Source organism: Novacetimonas hansenii, from assembly GCF_014843995.1.
GTDB classification, from domain to species: Bacteria; Pseudomonadota; Alphaproteobacteria; order Acetobacterales; family Acetobacteraceae; genus Novacetimonas; species Novacetimonas hansenii.
Window position 1 is genome coordinate 94789 of the sequence record NZ_CP062147.1, and the last position, 21812, is coordinate 116600.

Consider the following 21812-nt stretch of genomic DNA (forward strand, 5'->3'; position numbering starts at 1 on the left):
GCACCGCCGACATGTGTTTCTTGCAAGGTTCTGCAAAGAGGGGAAATTCTGCGGTTTTCAGTCCCCTTGCCCGGATCGGATTCCCATAGAAGGGCATAAAAAAACGGCGGCCCGTCAAACGGACCGCCGTCTTTTTTTACATATGCCGGTTAACCCGGCAGCCGCCCTGTGTGGATCAGGCGACCTTGGTCATGCCACGCAGAACGGTCTGGAGAATGCCGCCATTGCGGAAATACTCGACCTCGTCCAGCGTATCGACACGGCACAGCAGGGGCACTTCCTGCTTGGACCCATCGGCACGGGTGATGGTCATCGTCATCGTCATGCGCGGGGTGATGTTGTCCAGCCCCTTGATTTCGATGACTTCATCGCCCTTCAGGCCCAGCGTCTTGCGCGTCGTGCCGTCCTTGAACAGCAGCGGCAGGACGCCCATGCCCACCAGGTTGGAACGATGGATACGCTCGAAGCTTTCAGCAACGACCGCACGCACACCCAACAGCAGGGTTCCCTTCGCCGCCCAGTCGCGCGACGACCCCATGCCGTATTCCTTGCCGCCAAAGACGACCAGCGGCGTGCCTTCCTTCTTGTACTCCATCGCCACGTCGTAGATGGAGCCTTCCTTGCCGTCGGGATAGTGCTTGGAAATACCACCCTCGGTGCCCGGAACCATCTCGTTCTTGATGCGGATGTTGGCGAATGTGCCACGCACCATCACGCGATCATTGCCACGACGCGAACCGTAGGAGTTGAAGTCCTTCTTCGCGACGCCATGGGCTTCAAGATACTTGCCCGCGGGGGAGCTTTCCTTGATCGCGCCAGCGGGCGAGATGTGGTCGGTCGTGATGTTGTCACCCAGCAGCGCAAGGATGCGCGCGCCGATGATGTCGCCACGGGACTTCGGCTCAGGCGTGATGTCCTGGAAGTACGGCGGGTCCTGCACATAGGTGGATGCCGCATCCCATGCATAGGTTTCGGAACCCGTCGCGACCTTCAGGTTCTGCCATTCCTTGGTGCCCTGGCTGACGTGCTTGTAACGCTTGATGAACTCGTCACGCGTGATGGCAGATCCCATCAGGGCGGCGATCTCGTGGTTGGTGGGCCAGATGTCCTTCAGGTACACCGGCTTGCCATCCTTGGACGTGCCCAGCGACGCGGTCGTCAGGTCCTCGCGGATGGTTCCCAGCAGGGAATACGCAACCACCAGCGGCGGGCTGGCAAGGTAGTTGGCGCGCACGTTGGGGGAGATGCGTCCCTCAAAGTTACGGTTGCCCGACAGGACGGACACGGCCACGAGCTTGTTGTTCTCGATGGCGTCGACAATGTGGTCCTCAAGCGGGCCGGAATTGCCGATACACGTGGTGCAGCCATACCCGACGGTATTGAAGCCCATCGCGTCGAGTTCTTCCTGAAGGCCAGCGCGCGTCAGGTAGTCGGTGACGACCTGCGAACCCGGCGCCAGCGACGTCTTCACCCACGGCTTGGGCTTCAGGCCCAGCGCACGGGCTTTTTTCGCCACCAGACCCGCCGCGATCAGCACCGCCGGGTTGGAGGTGTTGGTGCACGACGTGATCGCCGCGATCACGATATCGCCGTGACCCAGTTCATAGTTGGTGCCCGCGACAGGCGCCTTCTTGTTCTTGTCGGCTTCGGGCACGCCCAGACCACCGGTCAGCTCCGTCTCGAACGCCTTGTCGGCACCCTTGAGGACAACGCGGTCCTGCGGACGCTTCGGCCCGGCGATCGACGGCACGATGGTTGCAAGGTCGAGTTCCAGCGTGTCGGTAAACACGGGGTGTTCCGAATGGGGATGACGGAACATGCCCTGCGCCTTGAGGTATTCCGCCGTCAGCTTGATGCGGTGTTCCTCGCGACCGGTCTGGCGCAGGTAATCCAGCGTCAGGTCATCGACGGGGAAGAAGCCGCAGGTCGCGCCGTATTCCGGGGCCATGTTCGCAATGGTCGCACGGTCGGCCACCGGCAGGTGGTCAAGGGCAGGACCAAAGAACTCGACGAACTTGCCGACGACGCCCTTCTTGCGCAGCATCTGCGTCACCGTCAGCACCAGATCGGTGGCGGTCACGCCCTCAGGCAGCTTGCCGGTCATCTTGAACCCGATGACATCGGGGATCAGCATGGCGATGGGCTGGCCCAGCATCGCGGCCTCGGCCTCGATCCCGCCAACACCCCAGCCCAGGACGCCCATGCCGTTGACCATGGTCGTGTGGCTGTCGGTGCCGAACAGGGTGTCGGGATAGGCATAGTCCTTGCCACCGACATGCGCCGTCCACACCGCCTGCGCGATGTATTCCAGGTTCACCTGATGGCAGATACCCGTGCCCGGCGGCACGACCGAGAAGTTTTCGAACGCTTCCTGGCCCCAGCGCAGGAAGGCATAACGTTCGCCGTTACGTTCGAATTCGATCGTGACGTTATCCTGCAGCGCTTCGGGCGATCCCGCGACGTCCACCATGACCGAATGATCGATCACAAGGTTGACGGGCACCAGCGGGTTGACCTTCTGCGGGTCTCCCTTGAGCTTGAGGATACCATCACGCATCGCCGCAAGGTCGACAACGGCGGGAACGCCGGTAAAGTCCTGCATCAGGATGCGTGCGGGCTTGAACGGCACTTCCTTGGTGGAGCTGCCCTTCGGCAGCCAGCCGGCGATCGCCTTGGCGTCGTCAACCGTATAGGAATGGCCGTCCTCGAACCGCAGGACGTTTTCCAGCAGCACCTTCAGGCTGACCGGCAGTCGTGCGACGTCGCCGATTGTTTTCTCGGCTTCGGGGATGGAAAAATAGTGATAGGTCTTGCCGTCCACTTCAAGTGTGCGGCCCGTTTTCAGTGAGTCGTGCCCAACCGTCTTCATTGGCTTTGTTTCCTCCGAGGCATCAGCCGCGATCCATCCACCGAAGCCCTCCCGCCACGTGAACAGACAGGCGTGGCGTGACCTTTCAGTGGATAACCGGCTTGATCTCCCAACGGTGGTAGAACATACCCGGACGCGGGGCCGACACAAGAAGGCCCCGGTAACAAGAACGCGGGATCGGGTTTCATCCCCCCTGCGCCCCACCCCGATCGCACCCATGCGGAGGACCCGACCATCACTGCCTTTGCCCCCAGGAACACGCCCCTGCTGAAAGTGGAAAATATCTCGGTTTTTCGCGGGGAACGCCTTGTTCTGGACCAGGTTGGACTTGCGCTCGACGCGGGTGATGCGCTGCTGCTGACCGGCCCGAACGGGGCTGGGAAGTCCACATTGCTGCGGGTACTGGCCGGGCTGCGCAAACCGGAAGGCGGCCATGTGCTGTGGTCAGGTGTCGATGCGCTGGCCGACCGTTCACGCCATGCCGAACGGGTGGCCTATCTTGGCCATCAGGACGCGCTCAAGCCGGGCCTGACGCTGCTGGAAAACCTGATGCTTGCGGCGCGGGCCAGTGGGGGTGATCCATATTCTTGCATGTCCGCACTTAATATTTCCGGACTGTCCGAACTGCCTGCACGCATGTTGTCGGCGGGGCAGAAACGCCGTGCCGCACTGGCGCGTGTCCTGCTGGCGCGTGCGCCGCTATGGCTGCTTGATGAACCCAGCCTCGGCCTTGACAGCAACACGATGGGACTTCTGGAAACGCTTTTCCGCACCCATCGCGAAGCTGGCGGAATCGTGATCGCAACTACTCACGTTCCCCTCCCTCTGCCGGATGCAAAATCGCTGGCGCTGCCGGGACTGAACGAATCCGATATCCCCCAGACAATGGAGGATTTCCCCGAGGACGACCTGTTTTGACGCTTCAGACTCCGACCCTGATCCTCGCCATCCTTGAACGTGACCTGCGCCTCGCCCTGCGCCATGGGGCCGACACGCTGGGGTCCGTTCTGTTCTTCATCCTGGCGGGCGCGCTGTTCCCGCTGGCGCTGGGGCCATCGCCGGAACTGCTGCGCCACATGGCGCCGGGAATTGTCTGGGTCTGTGCCCTGTTGGCAGCACTGCTTCCGCTCGACCGCCTGTTCGGGTCAGAGCTGGAGGACGGGTCGCTGGACCAGTTGATGATGACCGGCCTGCCGCCTGCGTTGATCGCACTGGCCAAGATGCTGGCACACTGGCTGACGACCGGCCTGCCGCTGCTGGCGGCGGCGGCGCCTTTGGGCATCATGCTGGGCATGCCATCAGACAGCCTGCCGATCCTGCTGATCGGGTTGCTGCTTGGGACGCTCATCCTGTCGCTGATCGGCGGGATGGCGGCATCGGTCGTACTGGGCGCGCGGCGCGGGGGTGTGCTGCTGCCGCTGCTTGTGCTGCCACTGACGACGCCGGCGCTGATTTTCGGGGCGGCGGCGCTGGATGCGGCACAGACAGGGCTGTCGTGGGGGCCGGACCTTGAACTGCTGGCGGCATTCCTGGCGGCGGCGATCCCCCTATGCCCGCTGGCGGCAGGGGCGGGCCTGCGGGCGGCGGTGGAGTAACCCATAAAATTCCTGATGAAGCTTTTTGTCCAGAAAGCTTCGCAAGACGCCCCCTGCCGTAAAAGGCCGTAGCTGAACCCGCATTATCTGTTCAGCGGGCTGCACCCGCCGTGGCCGCGACAACGCGAAACGGCACGTCGCCATGGCTGGTACCGCTTCCTTTCCCCCCGGCCCGCCATTGCAGGACATAATCGCCGGGTATGGTCAGCGGTACATCCACCGTAATGACCTGCTGTTCATCATCCTTGGGCGATGCCAGCAGGAGTTGCGGCACGCCGCTTGGCCCAAGCAGCACGAGTCGGGTAGGAAACGGGTCAATGACCGCATTGAAATCCAGCCGGATCGTCACCGTTCCCGCCGCCACGGCCTGATGCGCGGCAGGCATTGCATGCACCAGCGACGGATTCGCCCATGCCGACCGCCCCAGCCCCAGACAGAACAGCCCGGCGGCAAGGCACATTGGCAGGATGGAAAATGAATGACGCATGACATGCCCCCGACAGAAGATAGCAGACGGGGGATGTTCTATCGTGCCGCACGAAATAAAAAAGGGACAGCCCTGGGGATCCATCCCACACCGCCTCCCCCAAGGCCTGCGTGAACAGGTCAAGGGAGTGTCTGAAAACAGGTCCTTGATAAGAGACCGTTTAAAAAGTCATCCTCGATAACATACTGAAATTATAAATGTTTTTGGTGAAGCTTTTTCTAAAAAGCTTCAGAAGACGCCGCCTTTTTCGATCGAAAGGCAGCGCCCAGAAACTTTTCTTGTTTTTTATCAAGGACTTGTTTGCAAACAATCTTTGAGCAAAGGGCAACAATTTCCAGATATCGCCTTATCTTCAGGAAAGGCTTTGTCTTTGTGAGGCTGCCTGGCGAAAGCCTCACCTGAAATTCTTTTATCCCCAACAGGTTAACAGTCCTGTTTCGTCAAACAGTCCCGCAGCCGCATCAGAGTTCGTGGTGGAATTTTTTCAAAAAAAGATGCCGCCTTACTACAGTAAGGCGGCATCCAAAAAATTTCGTTGATTCTCGTAATATACGGCTTTTAAACAGTTTTTTACGATCTTCAGGACAATTAAGGCCCGTCAGATGTAATGCTCACTCAGCGGTGCAAGCCCGTTGAACCCGGTGGAGCAATAGGTCGAGACGTACGCCCCGGTAGAGAGCAATTCGACCCGGTCGCCCGACTCCAGCCCCAATGGCAGGTTGTACGGCGTCTTTTCATACATGATGTCCGCCCCGTCGCAGGTCGGTCCGGCAATGGCCACCGGGCCTGTCGCCATCCCGTCATGCGGGGTGCGGATGCCATAACGGATCGCCTCACCTTCGGTTTCAGCCAGACCACCGAAACGGCCGATATCGAGATAGACCCACCGCACACCATCATTGATGCCGCGACGGCTGACCAATACGACCTCGGACGAAACCACACCCGCATCACCCACGATGAAACGCCCTGGCTCCACGATCATTTCAGGCAGGTCATTGCCGAAATGCTCTGTCATCGCGTGGCTGATCGCCAGCGCGAAACGGTCGATACCCGGCACGTCATCACGATAGCGGATCGGGAAGCCACCACCCAGATTAACCATGCGCAGTTCCAGCCCGGCGGCCTTCAGGTCCGTGAACAGCATGCCGACACGTGCGATCGCAGCTTCATAGGCCCCGGTCTCGGTCTGCTGGCTACCGACATGGAAGGACAGGCCATACGGGTCCATCCCCATATCGCGCGCGCGCAGCATCAGGTCACGCGCATTGTCCAGCGTCGTGCCGAACTTGCGCGACAGCGGCCAGTCCGCGCCCTCGTTTTCCACGATCAGGCGGCAGTAAACACGCGCGCCGGGTGCATGACGCGCCAGCTTCTCCAGCTCTTCGGCGCAATCAAAGGCAAACATGTCGATGCCTGCCTCATACGCCTGCGCAATGGCCGACACCTTCTTGACGGTGTTGCCGAACGAGATGTCCTGCGGCGCGGCACCGGCGCGCAGGCACATCTGGATTTCTTCCCACGACGCGGCGTCAAAGGCAGACCCAAGGCCCACCAGACGGTCGAGGATGGCCGGAGCCGGATTCGCCTTGACCGCGTAATAGATACGCGCAAGCGGAAGCGCCGCATGCAGGGCGCTGTAACGTTCCTCGACACGATCGACGTCGACGACAAGGCAAGGCGTCGCAGGGGACTGCTCAGCCAGATAACGGGCGATTTTGGGAGTCATCGCACCCAAATCCCTTCTGTTCTGCCGTCCGGATGCAAGTATGGAGTACTGAACAAACGGACAGATGTTGCGAAACGGTCTAACGGACCAGCGACCAGTGAGGGGCCCAAGCAGCAGGCCCCGATTGCCAGAACGCTTGACGTCGTTGCGTAACCTCAGAGGGCCAGTGGCACGTGCGTTGTTGCGTAGGGAGCGCATATGAGGACAATACGCCCATAACGCAATAGAAAAATTCGCCTCATCATCACCTTTTTCGTTTAAGGTGGGCGAAACCGACCAAAATATTGTCGTGATTCATTTTCCGTCCCCGGCAGGGACGCAGGACCGGGGCGCGGGAATGGCGTCGCCCGGTGCCGACAGCCGGGACCCAAGTGACCAGAACCTGGACAACGCATTGATCTCTTCTTCCCCAGACCAGATCGAGGTGACACCATCCGTCACCCCCGCGCCCCCCGTCGCCGGACGCGCCACAAAGAATGCCCCGGACATGAATGACGCCCTGCACCGTCACATCCTGCCCGTCATGAAACAGGTGGCGACCAACATTGCGTCCGACCAGATCACGCTGGCGGCCGCGGGGTGCGCGTTCTACGCCACGCTGTCGCTGTTCCCGGCCATGAGCACGATGATTTCCATCTATGGGCTATTGTTTGATCCACAGACGGTGGAGCCGCAGCTTGTGGTGCTGCGCAATCTGTTGCCGCCCGCCGCGTATGACCTGATCTGCGATCGTATCCATGTCCTTGTGGCGCAATCGCATTCGTCGCTGACACTTAACCTGATCGTTTCGACCACCATCGCCATGTGGTCGGCCTCGGCGGCGACGCGTTCGCTCCTGCTGGCGATGAACGTGGCCTATAATACACCCGAAACCCGGAGTTTCCTGCGGTTTCAGGCTATGGGCATGATCATGACGCTGTGTGCGATCTGTGGCGGTATCCTGACACTTGCACTGATGGTGGCGCTGCCGATCCTGCTGGATTACCTGCCGCAAAAACTCTCCCTCGCGCCGCCACCGGGTTCGCTCGAACTGCTGGTGCGCATGGGGGGACCGGCGCTGATGCTGCTGTTCGTACTGTCGGGATGTTCGCTGCTTTACCGATTCGGCCCCAACCGGCGAAGTCCGTCATGGCGCTGCATCCTGCCCGGATCGGTGGCCGCAACCCTGCTATGGCTGCTGACCTCGTTCGGGTTTTCCTATTATGTCAGCCATATCGCGGGTTACGGCGCGACCTATGGGCCCCTGGGCGCATTCGTGGCCACCATGATGTGGTTCTATGTCTCGGCCTATGTCGTGCTGCTTGGTGCGGAACTGAACGCCGGGCTGGAAATCCAGATGTGCCTGCGTGACAATGGCCCACAGATGGAAGGATGGTCCATCGCGCGCAGATCTGCACGCCATGCCCCGCACGACGCGGACGCGCGTGCTACCCCTCCCCAGGGGGAAGGGTCGTAATATCCACCATCGTCGTCCCCCGGTCCAGAAGGCCGAGTTCACGCGCGGCCGCCGGTGACAGGTCGATGACCCGCCGGCCACGATAAGGCCCGCGGTCATTGATCGTGACAACGACAGACCGACCAGTGGAAGGTGCCCGAATCCGCACCCGCGTCCCCAGCGGCAACTGCCGGTGCGCCGCTGTCATCGCGCCCGGATCGAACATGTCCCCCGACGCGGTGCGGTGGCCGATTTCGCGACGCGTGCCATACCAGCTTGCCAGGCCATGCTGCGACCATGTGGACGAAACCGTTTTCATCGCAGGCAGGCCCGGCAGGCGACGCAGGGGATGATGGTGCCGATGGGTGGTCGAAACACCATGCCGGATCACGGCATGATGAACGCCATGCCTGACATGGCGCGACATATGTCGTGACGCGCCATGGGCATCGGAAACACCACATGACAGACCAAGGCAGATCACCAGCAGACATGACAGGCCCCATGCCAGAAAATCCGGCATTCGCCACCGCATTCGCGGCTGTATAGGAGTGGGTCCGACAATCATGGCGGGAACCATTACATAATATACATGAACGCGACCAGCCTGATTCAGGTATGCGTGGGCACATGATATTATGAATGCAAAAGTCCTCTTTATATCTATTGAGGAATTATTGCCTATCCCCCAGATCCTTAACCCGGTTCCTTAACGCGGAAAAACCGTTCATCCCCCATGGCGCGGCCCCATCCATGGGGCATGCGTTCAGGGATGGATCACATTCGATTCGCCCCCGAATGCAGAACAGGCTTGGATCGCGGCGAAGGGCATGCTACGGCGCCTGTCATTATGGAGCGTCCCCTGATTGCCGTTCTCAACGGCCCCAACCTCAACATGCTTGGCCTGCGGCAGCCCGAAGTGTACGGCGTCGCAACCCTTGATGATGTCGAACAGGTCTGCGTTCAGGCTGCGGAGCAGCTCGACGTGGCGATTGATTTTCGCCAGACCAACGGCGAAGGGGAACTCGTTTCATGGATTCAGGAATGCCGGGGCCGCGCACGCGGCATCATCATCAACCCGGCGGCCTATTCCCATACCTCCATCGCGGTCCTTGACGCCCTTCTGGCGGTCGATCTGCCGGTGATCGAGGTCCATATTTCCAACATTCATCGCCGTGAGGCGTTTCGCCATACCTCCTACGTCTCCCGCGCCGCCATCGGCGTCATCTGCGGGCTTGGCGTGCGGGGATATGCGCTGGCGCTGCATGCGATGACCGACATGATTCTGGACGAGGACGATCAATGAGCCGACTGCTCGTGGATGCGGATGCCATTCGGGCATTGGCCGAAATTCTGACCGAAACAGGCCTGACCGAAATCGAGATCGCGGAAAAGGACAGCCGCGTTCGCGTCGTGCGCGCGGCCCCTGTCGCAACGCATGCCGTCGCCCCTGCGGCGCTGCCGGTGGCGGCCCCCGCCCCGGTCGCGGCACCGGCACCGGTTGCAGCCCCCCCCGCCGACCTGTCGAAACATCCCGGCGCTGTCACCAGCCCGATGGTCGGCGTGGCCTATCTGACACCGGACCCGTCCGCACCGCCGTTCGTGACCGAAGGCCAGCAGGTCACTGCCGGCCAGACCCTGATGCTGATTGAGGCGATGAAGACCTTCAATCAGATCAAGGCGCCGCGCGCGGGCACCCTGACCAAGATCCTCGTCCCCTCGGGCGAGCCGGTTGAATACGGCGAAGTCCTGGCCATCATAGAGTAATGTTTTCCAAGATCCTGATCGCCAATCGCGGCGAGATCGCCCTGCGCATCCTGCGGGCCTGCCGCGAACTGGGTATCCCCACCGTTGCCGTGCATTCCACCGCCGATTCGGACGCCATGCATGTCCGCCTCGCGGATGAGGCCGTGTGCATCGGCCCACCTGCAAGCCGTGAGTCGTATCTCAATGTCGCGGCCATCCTGTCGGCAGCCACCATCACGGGGGCGGATGCCATCCATCCCGGCTATGGCTTCCTGTCGGAAAATGCGGATTTCGCTGAAACGGTGGAGGCCCACGGCCTGACCTTCATCGGTCCGACCGCCGACCATATCCGCATGATGGGTGACAAGATCACCGCCAAGACGACCATGCGCGCGCTGGGTGTGCCGTTGGTGCCGGGGTCCGACGGGGCGCTGGAAAACCTTGAACAGGCACGTATCGTGGCGGACAAGGTCGGCTATCCCGTGCTGATCAAGGCGGCGGCAGGCGGCGGCGGGCGCGGCATGAAGGTTGCCGCCACCGCTGACGACCTGGAAGAAGCATGGAGCGTCGCCCGCACAGAGGCCCGCGCCGCGTTTGGCAATGACGAGGTCTACCTCGAAAAATATCTCGACCGGCCGCGCCACATCGAACTTCAGGTCATGGCGGACACCCATGGCGATGTCGTGCATTTCGGGGAACGCGACTGCTCCTTGCAGCGCCGCCACCAGAAGCTGCTGGAAGAAGCAGGCTCGCCAGCACTCAACGCGCAGCAGCGTGACGAAATCGGCGAAATCGCGACCTCCGCGCTTAAAAAGCTGGGCTACCGCAATGCCGGCACGCTGGAGTTCCTGTATCAGGACGGGCAGTTCTGCTTTATCGAGATGAATACCCGCCTTCAGGTGGAACATCCGGTGACGGAAATGGTCTGTGACGTTGACCTTGTGCGCGAACAGATCCGCATCGCCGCAGGTGAACCCTTGGGATATGGCCAGAAGGACATCCATTTCTCCGGCCATGCGATCGAATGCCGCATCAATGCCGAAGACCCGCTGACCTTCATGCCGACGCCCGGCACCATCAGTGTCTTTCACCCGCCCGGTGGCCTTGGCGTGCGCGTGGACAGCGCGCTGTATGCCGGATACCGCGTCCCGCCCTATTACGACAGCATGATCGCCAAGCTGATCGTGCGTGCGCCCACGCGTCTTGAAGCGATCCAGCGCATGCGCCGCGCGCTTGATGAGTTCGTGATCGAAGGGGTGAAGACGGTCATCCCGCTGCACCTGAAGATCCTTGACGATCCGCAGTTCCGCTCGGGTGATTATACCATCCACTGGCTGGAAAAATTCGTCGCGGCCCAGAAGGCGGAATAACCCCGCCCCAGACCGACGCAGCCGAGCCAAAAGCCGGACCAAAGGGCCAGCGGGGTAAAATCCCCCTGGCCCTTTTTACGTCCGCACGTCACCAGGCTGAACCAGGAACATCCCACCTGATAAAAACCACCAGGTTTTTTGGATGTTACCCTGCCATCAAAGGCTGCGTGCCTGAACGCATCTTGGGGAATATTCCACAAAATTTTTAGAGACTGTTTGAAACGTCAGGATCAATAATATCCTGAAATTTCAAAGGTTTTTTTCTGAATCTCTCCTCAAAAAGCTTCAGAAAGACGCCGCCTTTTTGAAAAAAGGCGGCACCCAAAAACTTTTCTGATTTTTTATCAATGATCTGTTTCCAAACCGTCCTGATCGGATGCTGAGCATTCCAGTTCAGCTCAGGACCGGGTCCAGATACGGGCTCGAGGCATCAAAGAATTTCTGGTTGTTGTCGAGTTCGTACGAAATCACATACAGGCACACCAGCGCCCCGTTCATCTCCAGCCGGATGCCAAGGTTTTCTTCCTGCTGTGTCATGTTCTGGATATGGGCGATGGCCAACTTCGTGGCACGCGCCGTGCGACCGTAATGCCCCCCATACCGCCCGCTGAACTGCGCCATGCGGGCCATCATCTCGCCCAACACCTGCTGCGCGCCCGGCGGTAACAGGTTGCGTTCAAGGATACCACGCAGGCGTATGATGTTCAGGCCGATCGTCATGGCCGACAGGATACCCTGCAGGTAGGAATCAATAATCACATCAGGCGTGTTTTCCGCATTCGTCAGCAACCGCACGAAACGGTCCACATTACGTTCCACCACATACAACGTGGTGGGCAACGTGCGCGCCCGCGCGACGTGGCGCAGGCCGCTGAGGATACTGGTGCGCATCTGCCAGCGCATGTCGTTGGTATCGAACGGCAGCACAAGGCGGAAGACCCACATCGCATACCACAGGCCAAAGATCAGGGGCATCGCCGTGTTGAAGAATGAAACTTCGTCAAGGCGCGACTGATTCCCCGGCCCCAGCAGGATCGGCATGAACAGGTTATACGACACCGCCCCCAGGATCAGCGCGGGATAGGCAAAGGCCAGCCCCCCCATCAACATGGGAATCATCAGGCACATGGCCATGACTTCATACGTCGATGGCGTTGGCAGCACCCACAGCACCAATACCCCGGCCATGACACTGGCCCAGATCGCACCGCCAAGGAACGCCTTGGTCGCCAGGGCAGGCTTTTCCAGCGTCGCGAACAGACTGCATACGATGGCGACGAACATCATGAAGGTCAGGCCCGCCGACCATGCCGTCGCAATCCAGATCAGCCCCGCCCCGAATATCGTGACCGAGGCACGCAGGCTATTGGTAAAGGCCTGCTGCCAGTCGCGGAAGGTCTTGATCCGATAATGGAAATGGTCATGACGCAACGGATGGCGGCTGGCGTCGAACTGGATGATGGCCTGTTCAAGTTCGTCCAGCATCTCCCCCAGCCCGTAATGCAGCATGCGCTGCTGCGCAAGGATATGCGCCACGGCGGGCGGGGCCGGATCGCGCGTCGCACTGCCCATTTCATCTTCGAGGGAATCGGCGACACTCTGCCGGCATTCGGCCTGCAACGCCGCAAGTTCGGCCAGGACGGGATGGATGTCATCCGTCGTTTCCAGTTGCCCCGCCATGTCACGCAAGAACGCCTGCACCTTGGCGGATGTGGCGTTAAAGGCGGCGCCGGGCATGTTGCCCGGAATCCGCAACAGCGCCGCAAGGTCCAGCCCACGTGACAGCAGCATCGCCACACGGGCCAGGGCGGCGCGCGCATGGTCGCCCTCATGCCCGCGCTGCGCGCCCATCTCCACCTCGGCGAACTCGATCTGGTCACTTAGCGTGGTGATATTGGCAAAGACCTGACGTGATTTCTGCAGTACGTCACGGTCCCCCGACAAAAGCGAGGCCAGTGTCTGGCCCGCCCCGTTGATGGCCGTAAGGAAATTGGCGGTCAGACGGTCCTGCGCCCGTGCGCCCAACCGGTACTGGAACAGGGAGGAAACCGTGCTTTCCAACACGATGCCCAGCACGATATAGGTCGCGCGCGACATCGCGGTCATGAAGATATGCTGTGGGTCGGCAATCCCGTCGAGCGAGATGATGGCATAGGTAAACCCGCTCGCCCGCATGCCATGGATGCGATAATTCGTCATCGTCGCAGGGCCGGGCAGCAGCGTGCCGATAAAGCAGAACATCCCGATCCCGCCCGCAAGCAGCAGGATGAACATCAGCGGCGCCTGCGGAAATGCCGCCACCAGCAGCACGGCACAGATCGTGCCCACCACCATGCCAAACAGGTGCCATCGCGCCTTGGCCACGCTCTTGCCGCGTGTGCCCTGCGCCACCATCCACACCGTCAGCGCAGCCCATTGCGGGCTGCCGAGTTCCCACCACAGCGCAATACCCAGCGCAATCAGCGAAGTGATGGTCGTTCGCAGGGCATAGCCGAAGGTGAACAGGCCCGGTGCGAACAGCCAGCGCAGATGATCCTGACGGATCGCGGCACCGGGGGGCCACAGACGCCGCAGAAAGGCGACGATCCGGGTCTGGAACTGTATCAGGGAGAGCTCAAGACTATTCATCCCGGCATCCGCGCTCCCTGAGATATGAAAAACGACTATGCAGTTTCAGGTACACTTTACACGTGTTGCCGCAACACCGACATGTGATGTCCGGTATATCAGCGTTCATGAAACTGTATATTGCAAGACGGCCACGCCAGCAAAGCTGCGATACCGGTCAGTCGTCGTAGGCCACCAGCGTCTTGACCGGCACGTCAAGGCGGTCACGCCCGCCCAGCGAACGGAGCTCGATCAGGGTGGCGGCTCCGACGACCTCTGCCCCGACCTTGCGCAGCAGCGCGATGGAGGCGGCCAGCGTCCCACCCGTCGCAAGCAGGTCGTCCATTACGACGACGCGCTGCCCCGGCACGATCGCGTCGGCCTGGATATGCAGCGAATCCGTGCCGTATTCGAGGTCATAATCATAGGAAATCGTCTGCCCCGGCAGCTTGCCCGGCTTACGCAGCATCACCAGGCCACAGCCCAGGCGGCTGGCCAGAGGGGCCGCGGTAAGGAAGCCACGCGATTCAATGGCGGCCAGCATATCGACCGACCATGGCGCGACCGCCGCCGTCAGGCGTCCCATCGCAATCTGCCACGCATCCGCATTCCGCATCAGGGTCGAGATATCGTAGAACAGGATACCCGGCTTTGGAAAATCGGGAATGCCCCGGATGTACTGCTTCAGATCGATGGAGGACGTGGTCATGGCCTGTCTATATTCCCGCAAACCTGTTTCCGGGCCGGGGCGTCCTGCGGACATCCCGGTCCCGTAAATTACGCCCGTTGTAACGGGCGCGCGATGCACGTCGCCTGTAGCCGCCGCGCCGCCGGACGGCAACCCCGCCATGACCTCTTTTGTCGCGCGGCGCACCTGTGTGCGCCGGATGTCATGGCGTGGGACGGCCCGTCGCCGCGCCGTCCGCAGGGGGGACATCCGCCAGGGCGCCTTCCGCCGGGCGGCGCGGGCGCAACACCACCATCAACAGCATGACCACCGCACCCGCCATCATGACCGCCGCCATCGGGACGGGCGTATTCGACGGCAGCATGCCAACGATCGCCCCCGCCAGCGCACCCAGCACATATTGCAGCGTCCCGACAAAGGCCGACGCACTTCCCGCAAGGCGGGGATGATCCGCCAGCGCACCCACCGTGGCGTTCGGTCCGATGATACCTGTCGTCCCCAGCGAGAACATCATCGCCCCCACCAATGCAACCATCAGACCGATGGACGGATGGCCACCCGCCTTTGTCGTTTCCGCAATCAGGCTGGCAACCAGCGTCATGCCGATCGTGCCGACAAGGGCGACAATCACCGAAATGCCAAGGATGCGCGTCGCATCGATCCGCCCCACCAGCATGCCGTTAAGCTGCGACGCACCGATCATGCACACGGCGAACACGCCGAACATCATGCCGAAATGCGCGGGGGACAGGCCGAACTGGTGAATGAACACCGACGGCGCGGCCGAAAGATAGGTAAAGGACATGAAGCACGAAAAACCGGCAATCATCGCATTGGTGAAAAACCCACGGTCACGCACCAGCAGCAGATAGCGGCTGCACAGCGTCACGGGGGACAGTTCGCTGCGATTTTCCGGCTTCAGCGTTTCAGGCAGGACACGCCAGATCAGCAGCATGCACACCACGCCATATACCGCCGCCGCCCAGAAGATCGACCGCCATGTCGTGAATGACAGCACCATCCCCCCCAATGTGGGGGCAAGGATCGGCACGACCCCCATCACCAGCACCAGGCGCGACATCATGCGCGCGGATTCATTGCCATGCGACATATCGCGCACGCACGCACTCGGTATAATCAGGCTGGCCGAAGCGCCAAGCGACGCGATGAGGCGGAATGCGGAGAAAGTATAGATATCCGTCGCCACCGCACACCCGACAGAGGCCAGGGTATAGACGAACGTTCCCAGCAGCATCGGAATGCGCCGGCCGAACCGGTCGGAAACGGGGCCCATCGTGATCTGCCCGATGGCCAGACCCACGAACCAGATCGCCAGCGTCATCTGCGCGGAACCCACGCGCGCATGCAGCGACTTTTCCAGTTCGGGGAAGGCCGGCAGGTAAATGTCCGTCGAAACGGGCCCGACCGCGGTCAGGACCCCCAGCAGGATGGCAATCCACCCCATGGACCTGCCGGCTGTCTTGCCAACGGATGCATCGGATGACTGCGCCGCGAGTGCGGAAGAGCCCATGACGGCACTCCAGAAATCAAGGGAAGCAAGGATTGCGAAAGTATCTAGCCGACGACACCGGGAATTTTCACCATCTATTCCGGCATTCCAGCATTTCGCTCATTGAAGGTATCGCGCGTGCATGCGCGTCGCGTCAACCATCCGTAAAGACAGAAAAACACGACGATACCTAAAACATTTTTTCAAACTGTTCATGTGGTACGATCCGCACGCGCGATCTGGCTCCCACGCAACAGCCAGACCCCGCCAAGGCCCGAAATCACGAACAGCCCGACAGCCAACGCAACCTGCCACTGATGGTTCACCTCTGTCCCGCCCCCCATCAGGACGAACACCGCCGTCTGCGGCAGGCTGCCCAGCGCCGTGGCCGCAATAAACCCCGCCACCCGCGCGCCCGCAAGGCCGGCCGCGATACTGAGCATCATGGCCGATCCCACCGGCAGCAGGCGCAGCACCAGCACGCAGGTGAATGTCCGTTCACGCAGGGGGCGGCCAAGGCGGGCGCACATGTCACGCACACGCGATGGCAGGCGCGCGGTCCCCCCCATACGCCCCATCACCCGTGCGACAAGGAAATCCACCATCCCCCCCGCAACCGTGGCGCAGGTGGCAAGCGTCATCCCCTGCACCGTGCCATAGGCCATGCCCGCCGCAAGACAGACCGCCTGTCGTGGCAGGCCCAGCGCACAGAAGGCAGCCCCCGCCAGCACGAACCATATCCGGCCCCACACCCCGTCGCGCAGCATGCCGATATCGCCCATTCCGGCACCCAGCCCCTTACCCAGCCCCGTACCCGCCCCCACATGCAACACCGGCATGAAACGCACCGCCACCACCAATGCCACCGCCATGGCAAGCATCAATGCAGGACGCAGCAGCACCCGCGCGCCCACGCGCGGCGCAACCGTTGTGGGGGATGGGGCATCGGGGGTGCCAGGCAGCGTGGGTGTCGGGGGGGGGCAGGATCGCGTCACGCGGGGAAAAACATCCTCTGTTACGATATCATGCGGGCGGGATCGCACGGACCGGCATATGCGGACCCGGTGGCCTGGGCCGGGCATGGCCCGACCGGTCAGTCATGCCATGGGCGTGCGGCAGACACGAAAACCTTACCCGCGCCCTAGCATTGCCTTGCGGCGGCGTGCAAGGCCAGTCTAAATCCGCCATATGTCCGCACATCCTTCCTCTGGCCTCGCCAAGGGCCGCGACTCCGTTTTCCCGGCCAACGCGCATGACCGCCGCCGGGTCTCGAACTGGCTGTTCGCCATCTGCTTCATGCTGCTCGGCATGATCGCGCTGGGTGGGTATACCCGCCTGACGGGATCGGGCCTGTCCATCATGGACTGGCGGCCGATTACCGGCATGATCCCACCGCTGTCACATGCGGAATGGGAACGCCAGTTCGAACTGTACAAAACCATCCCGCAATACAAAATCCTGCATGACGGCTTCGGTCTCGCCGGGTTCCAGAAGATTTTCTGGGCGGAATGGATTCACCGCTTCTGGGGGCGGCTGATGGGGATGGTGCTCCTGCTGCCGCTGATCTGGTTCGCCATTACCGGTGTCCTGTCGCGCCGCCTGATCGCACGGTTGCTGCTGTTCTTCGTGCTGGGCGGGCTTCAGGGGGCGATCGGATGGTTCATGGTGGCGTCGGGGTTCAATCCCGACAGTACCGCCGTGGCGCCGGTGCGTCTTGTGCTGCATCTGTGCTGCGCGTTCGCGTTATATATCGCCATCCTGTGGACCGCGCTTTCGGCCCGCGCACCCGAAGCGCAATTCATCCCCGCCACAACACAGGTCGTGCGCATCCACCGCATGGCGTGGGCCATCTGCTGTTTTATCGGGATCACCGTCATCGCGGGCGGGTTTACCGCCGGGACACATGCGGGCTTCTCTTACAACACATTCCCGCTGATGGATGGGCACCTGATCCCGGCGGGATATGCGCGACTGCATCCCTTCTGGCTCAACTGGTTCGAAAATATTCCCGCCATCCAGTTCGACCACCGCCTGCTGGCAACCTGCACGGCGGCAATGATCGGCGGGATGATCTTCCTTGGCCTGCGTACCCCGGCATTGGGACAGGGGGCACATAACGCACTGATGCTGATGGGATGGATGGTGCTGGTGCAATACGCACTGGGCGTGACCACGCTGTTGCTGGTGGTGCCGGTCTGGGCGGCGACCATCCACCAGACCTGTGCCGCACTGCTGCTGACCACCGCGATTATGGTCCTCCACCGTCTGCGCGGGGTTGGCCGGGTCTGATCCCCCCATCACCCGGCGTCCCATGTCCCGGTAATCCGGCGGGCTGTCTTAGAGATTGTTTGAAAACAAGTCATTGATAAAAAACAGGACAAGTTTTTGGGTGCTGCCTTTTGATCGAAAAAGGCGGCGTCTTCTGAAGCTTTTTGGAAAAAGCTTCACCAAAAACCTTTATAATTTCAGGATGTTATCGATCCTGACTTTTCAAACAGTCTCTTAACACCAACCCGCCGATCAGGATAATGGCAGCGTCGGCGGCAGCTTCCTGCCACGAAGGCAATGGCTTTTCCAAAGTTTTCCCTGACCAAAGCTTCGCCAGCAATTTTTACCCTTTTGCGTCTGTAACGCCCCTGCCGTGCTCAATGCGCGGCAGGTTGGGGTGTGGCGGTACTCTCCTTTGGCGCATCCGTGACATGTGGCGGCAGGGTTGGCATCGGATCATCATGCTGCGCACGGGGCTGTGCCGTAACCGGTGGCACGGCGGATGCCCCTGCTGGCGGCTGCGGCACTGTGGACTGGGACGTTGTGGGCTGCGGCGTTGTGGACTGCGATGCAGGTGCCGACGCTGTTACTGACGGACTGGTCGGGGTGGACGGGGCGGCATCAGGGGCTGCTGGCGCTTCCACCTGTTGCGGCGCGCCGTCATGTGCGACGGCGGGTGTGGTTCCCTCCCCGGCTGTGGCGGCCCCGTGGGGTGTCACAGTGGATGCTTCGGCGGGCGACTGTGGCGGGGCGGAAGCGGCAGGTCCTGACGTCGCAATGGTCGCGGGCATCGCAGGTTTCGGTGTGGCCGCCACCGTGGCGGATGGTGTCGGCTGCACCGGTGGTGCGCTGGACGGGGGGGTTGGGGCACTTTCACCCACACTCGATACCTGCGGCAGGGAGGGCGTGGGGGCAACCGGGCGCGGCATCACCGTGACAAGCGGCAGGTTATAACGATCAATCGTGTCCTTGTCGCTCTGCACGCCATAGGCGTTCATTGGCGGCAGGGCGCGCACCGTCGGACGATCCGGCAGATCGGCGGCAGGGTTATGATCCAGCACCACGCGCGTATTCTGCGGATAACGATCCATCAGGCCCAGCAGCGTGCCATTGGTCCAGCCGAACCCGATCTGCATCGGGTATTCGCCCCCCCCTTTGCCGCCCTTGGGGCTGATATAGGGGTTGGAAACATCATATTTTTCCAAAAGCACACCGGATTTTTCGTACGTACCGATCACACGTCCCATCCAACGCGCGGCGATATCACTGGCAAGTTCGTCGTACCCGTACTGGTTCAGCCCCTTGACCGCCATCCACTGCAACGGCGCCCAGCCATTGGGGGCATCCCACTGCTGCCCGCTGTTGGTGCGTTCGGTGGCAACCAGGCCACCGACCTTCAGCAGGTTCTTGCGGATCGTCTCTGCCACGGCCTTGGCCTGTTCGGGGGTCGCCATCTGCAGGAACAGCGGCATGGCCGTCGCCCCCGACAGGATGGAAGTCGATTCGCCCTTCTTCCAGTCATAATCGATATAGGCGGCACGACGTTCATCCCACAGGATACGCTGCATGGCCGCGACCCGTTCATCCGCGATGCGGGCATATCGCGCGGCAGCTTCCTTGTCCCCCTTCAGGGCATAGGCATGCGACAGCGTCTGCGCCAGATGCGGGATCAGGCAGTTCAGTTCCACCGTCAGCAGGTCCGTCGTGTGGATGGTTGACAGCGTATGTCCGTCCGCCAGCCAGCGCGAGGTAAAGTCCCACCCCGTTTCCGACCCGGCCCGCAGGTCGCGATAGACCTCCTCCGGCTTGCGCGCCGACTGCGACGCCGCCGTGACGAGGTCTTCGGGATAGCTTTCGTCACGCGGGGTGTCGCGGTCATCCCAATGACGGTTCATCACCGTCCCGTCGGGCAGGCGCACCACATGCCGGTACGCCCCGCCCGGCGACACCGAATCCGCGCCATCCATCCAGTAATCATATTCCGCCTGCAGTTCGGGCAGGAACTTGGTATAGGCGACCTGCCCGTCATGCATCGCCAGCAGGTCAACCATCAGGGAGAAGAACGGCACCTGCGAACGACTGAGGTAATAGGTCCGGCTGCCATTGGGAATATGGCCATAACGGTCGATCATCGACGCCATGTCGCGCACCATGTCGCGCATCAGGTCGATCTTGCCGTCCTCATATAGCCCGATCATGGTAAAATAGCTGTCCCAGTAATACAGTTCGCTGAAACGGCCACCGGGCACGACATAGGTATAAGGCAGCGGAAGCTGCGAAGAATACTGCACCTGCGTATCGGGCGGACGTTGCAGCACATCCCACATGCCCATGATATAATCGCGCACATTTTCATTCGGGCTGCGCTGGTAGGTAACGGTCTTGCGTTCGGGCAGGGTGAAATGCTGGCTGACGAAATCCTTCAGCACGAAATCCGGGCGCGCCTTGGCGGCCTTGTACTGCGCCAGAAGATCCTCCGGCGATTCGTCAGGGATGGCATCCACCGCCGTCTTGGCGTCGGCATAGATATGCGCGCGCGCAATATCCTCGAACAGGCCATCAAGGACGACAGAAGGCGGCCGCAGGTCCTGCGTGATGGTCACCGGGGCCGCTGCCTCCGTCAACAGGGCATTGGCGGGCGGAACCATGTGCGACCCGGCGGGTTCCTGCTTCTGCCCCGCCTGTGGGGCGGGGGCGAGGATACCTGCGGGCGTGGCATCGACATGCGCGCCCGGCGACGCCGCCTTGGTGCCATCCGCGGCCATTGCGGGTGGCGTCGTCGCCCGGGGGGGAACGGCCATACCCGCGCCACCAAGGTCCTGCGGCGTGGGCACGGCGTAAGTGTCATCCTCCGGCTTCGCGGCCGTAATGGTGGCCGGAACAGGCGATGCCGGGGCTGAAGTCACAGGGGTTGGGGCCGCCGGAATAGAAGAAGCCGCGGCCTCAGACGTTGCGGGAGCGGGCGTTACGGCGGGCGTTGCAGGGGCGGGCGACGACACGGGTGTGGGGGGTGACACGGCGGGTGCGGATGCCGCCCCCGCATCGGGCATGGCCGACGCGGGGGAAGCCACAGGCGAGGTGCCAGAAGATGTTGCAGAAGATGTGGCAGGTGACGCTACGGAAGATGTCACAGGGGCTGCCATTGGGGCAGCTACGGGGGCGGCTGCTGCGGCAGGGGCCGGGGGCGTCGTCGGACCTGCCGCTACTGTCCCTTCCGCGGGGGGCTGCGTCGGGACGGCAGGGACGGAAGCGGCAGGGAGAGACGCTGCAACAGGGGATTGTGGGCTGGCCTGTGCGCCCTGATGGGTTTCCTGCGACAGCGCGGGGCTCACTGATGACACAAGTGCGACCAACGCAGCGCCCGCGCACAGCGCGACCGGACGCGACAGGGCCGAACCGGCCATGAGGGAAACTTTCACGAGACGTCTGAACTCCACGCTGTTGGGACCGCAACATACCGCACACCATGCCCTGCATGCGCGGGGAACGAAAAGGAAAACCACCCACA

At 61.7% G+C, this 21812-nt stretch carries 15 protein-coding genes and 1 pseudogene; 7 read left to right on the forward strand and 9 right to left on the reverse strand.

Translation table 11 applies throughout. From position 1 onward, the window contains the following. Window positions 1-175 precede the first annotated feature (175 nt). A complete protein-coding gene (gene acnA, locus IFJ82_RS00410; protein WP_003617010.1) occupies window positions 176-2869 on the reverse strand; it encodes an aconitate hydratase AcnA in 2694 nt (897 codons plus the stop codon). 303 nt (window positions 2870-3172) lie between these two features. Between acnA and ccmA the strand changes: the two are divergent. Both ccmA and ccmB read left to right on the forward strand, forming a co-directional pair. Beyond that, window positions 3173-3787: pseudogene (gene ccmA, locus IFJ82_RS00415) on the forward strand (heme ABC exporter ATP-binding protein CcmA); the annotation flags it as partial. Next, window positions 3784-4464, forward strand: coding sequence for a heme exporter protein CcmB (gene ccmB / locus IFJ82_RS00420; RefSeq protein ID WP_003617006.1), 681 nt, complete (start codon window positions 3784-3786; stop codon window positions 4462-4464). The pseudogene ccmA and the gene ccmB, both read left to right, overlap by 4 nt. Window positions 4465-4555: 91 nt before the next feature. Here ccmB and IFJ82_RS00425 read toward each other — a convergent pair whose 3' ends face one another. Together IFJ82_RS00425 and IFJ82_RS00430 are read right to left on the reverse strand one after the other, a co-directional pair. Next, window positions 4556-4951, reverse strand: coding sequence for a copper resistance CopC family protein (locus IFJ82_RS00425; RefSeq protein ID WP_003617004.1), 396 nt, complete (start codon window positions 4949-4951; stop codon window positions 4556-4558). A gap of 598 nt (window positions 4952-5549) precedes the next feature. Beyond that, the gene (locus tag IFJ82_RS00430) at window positions 5550-6680 is read right to left on the reverse strand and encodes a type III PLP-dependent enzyme (RefSeq protein ID WP_192265217.1); all 1131 of its coding nucleotides are present in this window, start codon (window positions 6678-6680) and stop codon (window positions 5550-5552) included. 487 nt (window positions 6681-7167) lie between these two features. Between IFJ82_RS00430 and IFJ82_RS00435 the strand changes: the two genes are divergently transcribed. Next, entirely contained in the window at window positions 7168-8136 is a 969-nt protein-coding gene (locus tag IFJ82_RS00435; RefSeq protein ID WP_080545487.1) for a YihY/virulence factor BrkB family protein, read from the forward strand. Here IFJ82_RS00435 and IFJ82_RS00440 read toward each other — a convergent pair. Next, entirely contained in the window at window positions 8108-8638 is a 531-nt protein-coding gene (locus IFJ82_RS00440) for a septal ring lytic transglycosylase RlpA family protein (protein ID WP_062809741.1), read from the reverse strand. The two genes, IFJ82_RS00435 and IFJ82_RS00440, sit on opposite strands and share 29 nt — an antisense overlap. A gap of 327 nt (window positions 8639-8965) precedes the next feature. Between IFJ82_RS00440 and aroQ the strand changes: the two genes are divergently transcribed. The 3 genes from aroQ to accC are packed head-to-tail and all read left to right on the forward strand — an operon-like array spanning window position 8966 to window position 11231. Further along, the gene (gene aroQ, locus IFJ82_RS00445) at window positions 8966-9421 is read left to right on the forward strand and encodes a type II 3-dehydroquinate dehydratase (protein WP_003616996.1); all 456 of its coding nucleotides are present in this window, start codon (window positions 8966-8968) and stop codon (window positions 9419-9421) included. Beyond that, window positions 9418-9882, forward strand: coding sequence for an acetyl-CoA carboxylase biotin carboxyl carrier protein (accB, locus tag IFJ82_RS00450; RefSeq protein WP_003616994.1), 465 nt, complete (start codon window positions 9418-9420; stop codon window positions 9880-9882). Before aroQ ends, accB begins: the two co-directional genes overlap by 4 nt. Continuing rightward, on the forward strand, window positions 9882-11231 hold the full coding sequence (gene accC / locus IFJ82_RS00455) for an acetyl-CoA carboxylase biotin carboxylase subunit (RefSeq protein ID WP_003616993.1): 1350 nt from the start codon (window positions 9882-9884) through the stop codon (window positions 11229-11231). The genes accB and accC overlap by 1 nt, the downstream gene beginning before the upstream one ends. A 393-nt stretch (window positions 11232-11624) precedes the next feature. On the opposite strand, the gene IFJ82_RS00460 is transcribed toward accC, so the two are convergent. The 4 genes from IFJ82_RS00460 to IFJ82_RS00475 all read right to left on the reverse strand — a co-directional run bounded on the left by IFJ82_RS00460 (window position 11625) and on the right by IFJ82_RS00475 (window position 17031). After that, the gene (locus tag IFJ82_RS00460) at window positions 11625-13859 is read right to left on the reverse strand and encodes an FUSC family protein (protein ID WP_062808447.1); all 2235 of its coding nucleotides are present in this window, start codon (window positions 13857-13859) and stop codon (window positions 11625-11627) included. Between the two features lie 157 nt (window positions 13860-14016). Beyond that, window positions 14017-14547, reverse strand: coding sequence for an adenine phosphoribosyltransferase (locus IFJ82_RS00465; protein WP_040511267.1), 531 nt, complete (start codon window positions 14545-14547; stop codon window positions 14017-14019). Window positions 14548-14728: 181 nt separating this feature from the next. Continuing rightward, a complete protein-coding gene (locus IFJ82_RS00470; RefSeq protein ID WP_003616986.1) occupies window positions 14729-16057 on the reverse strand; it encodes a multidrug effflux MFS transporter in 1329 nt (442 codons plus the stop codon). A 191-nt stretch (window positions 16058-16248) separates the two neighbouring features. Next, on the reverse strand, window positions 16249-17031 hold the full coding sequence (locus IFJ82_RS00475; RefSeq protein WP_225578720.1) for a TVP38/TMEM64 family protein: 783 nt from the start codon (window positions 17029-17031) through the stop codon (window positions 16249-16251). Between the two features lie 193 nt (window positions 17032-17224). Here IFJ82_RS00475 and IFJ82_RS00480 point away from each other — a divergent pair, with 193 nt between their 5' ends. Beyond that, window positions 17225-18325: a COX15/CtaA family protein gene (locus IFJ82_RS00480; protein WP_062808445.1), complete on the forward strand. Its 1101-nt coding sequence runs from the start codon at window positions 17225-17227 to the stop codon at window positions 18323-18325. A gap of 356 nt (window positions 18326-18681) precedes the next feature. On the opposite strand, the gene treF is transcribed toward IFJ82_RS00480, so the two are convergent. Beyond that, window positions 18682-21105 (reverse strand): alpha,alpha-trehalase TreF, encoded by a 2424-nt coding sequence (gene treF / locus IFJ82_RS00485; protein ID WP_408901707.1) that lies wholly within the window; start codon window positions 21103-21105, stop codon window positions 18682-18684. Window positions 21106-21812 lie beyond the last annotated feature (707 nt).

Bases quoted from the DNA above. Each gene is read 5' to 3' on its own strand.
- acnA (WP_003617010.1), bottom strand. From the start codon at position 2,869: ATGAAGACGGTTGGGCACGACTCACTGAAAACGGGCCGCACACTTGAA.
- IFJ82_RS00425 (WP_003617004.1), bottom strand. From the start codon at position 4,951: ATGCGTCATTCATTTTCCATCCTGCCAATGTGCCTTGCCGCCGGGCTG.
- IFJ82_RS00430 (WP_192265217.1), bottom strand. From the start codon at position 6,680: ATGACTCCCAAAATCGCCCGTTATCTGGCTGAGCAGTCCCCTGCGACG.
- IFJ82_RS00435 (WP_080545487.1), top strand. From the start codon at position 7,168: ATGAATGACGCCCTGCACCGTCACATCCTGCCCGTCATGAAACAGGTG.
- IFJ82_RS00440 (WP_062809741.1), bottom strand. From the start codon at position 8,638: ATGCCGGATTTTCTGGCATGGGGCCTGTCATGTCTGCTGGTGATCTGC.
- aroQ (WP_003616996.1), top strand. From the start codon at position 8,966: ATGGAGCGTCCCCTGATTGCCGTTCTCAACGGCCCCAACCTCAACATG.
- accB (WP_003616994.1), top strand. From the start codon at position 9,418: ATGAGCCGACTGCTCGTGGATGCGGATGCCATTCGGGCATTGGCCGAA.
- accC (WP_003616993.1), top strand. From the start codon at position 9,882: ATGTTTTCCAAGATCCTGATCGCCAATCGCGGCGAGATCGCCCTGCGC.
- IFJ82_RS00460 (WP_062808447.1), bottom strand. From the start codon at position 13,859: ATGAATAGTCTTGAGCTCTCCCTGATACAGTTCCAGACCCGGATCGTC.
- IFJ82_RS00465 (WP_040511267.1), bottom strand. From the start codon at position 14,547: ATGACCACGTCCTCCATCGATCTGAAGCAGTACATCCGGGGCATTCCC.
- IFJ82_RS00470 (WP_003616986.1), bottom strand. From the start codon at position 16,057: ATGGGCTCTTCCGCACTCGCGGCGCAGTCATCCGATGCATCCGTTGGC.
- IFJ82_RS00480 (WP_062808445.1), top strand. From the start codon at position 17,225: ATGTCCGCACATCCTTCCTCTGGCCTCGCCAAGGGCCGCGACTCCGTT.
- treF (WP_408901707.1), bottom strand. From the start codon at position 21,105: ATGGCCGTTCCCCCCCGGGCGACGACGCCACCCGCAATGGCCGCGGAT.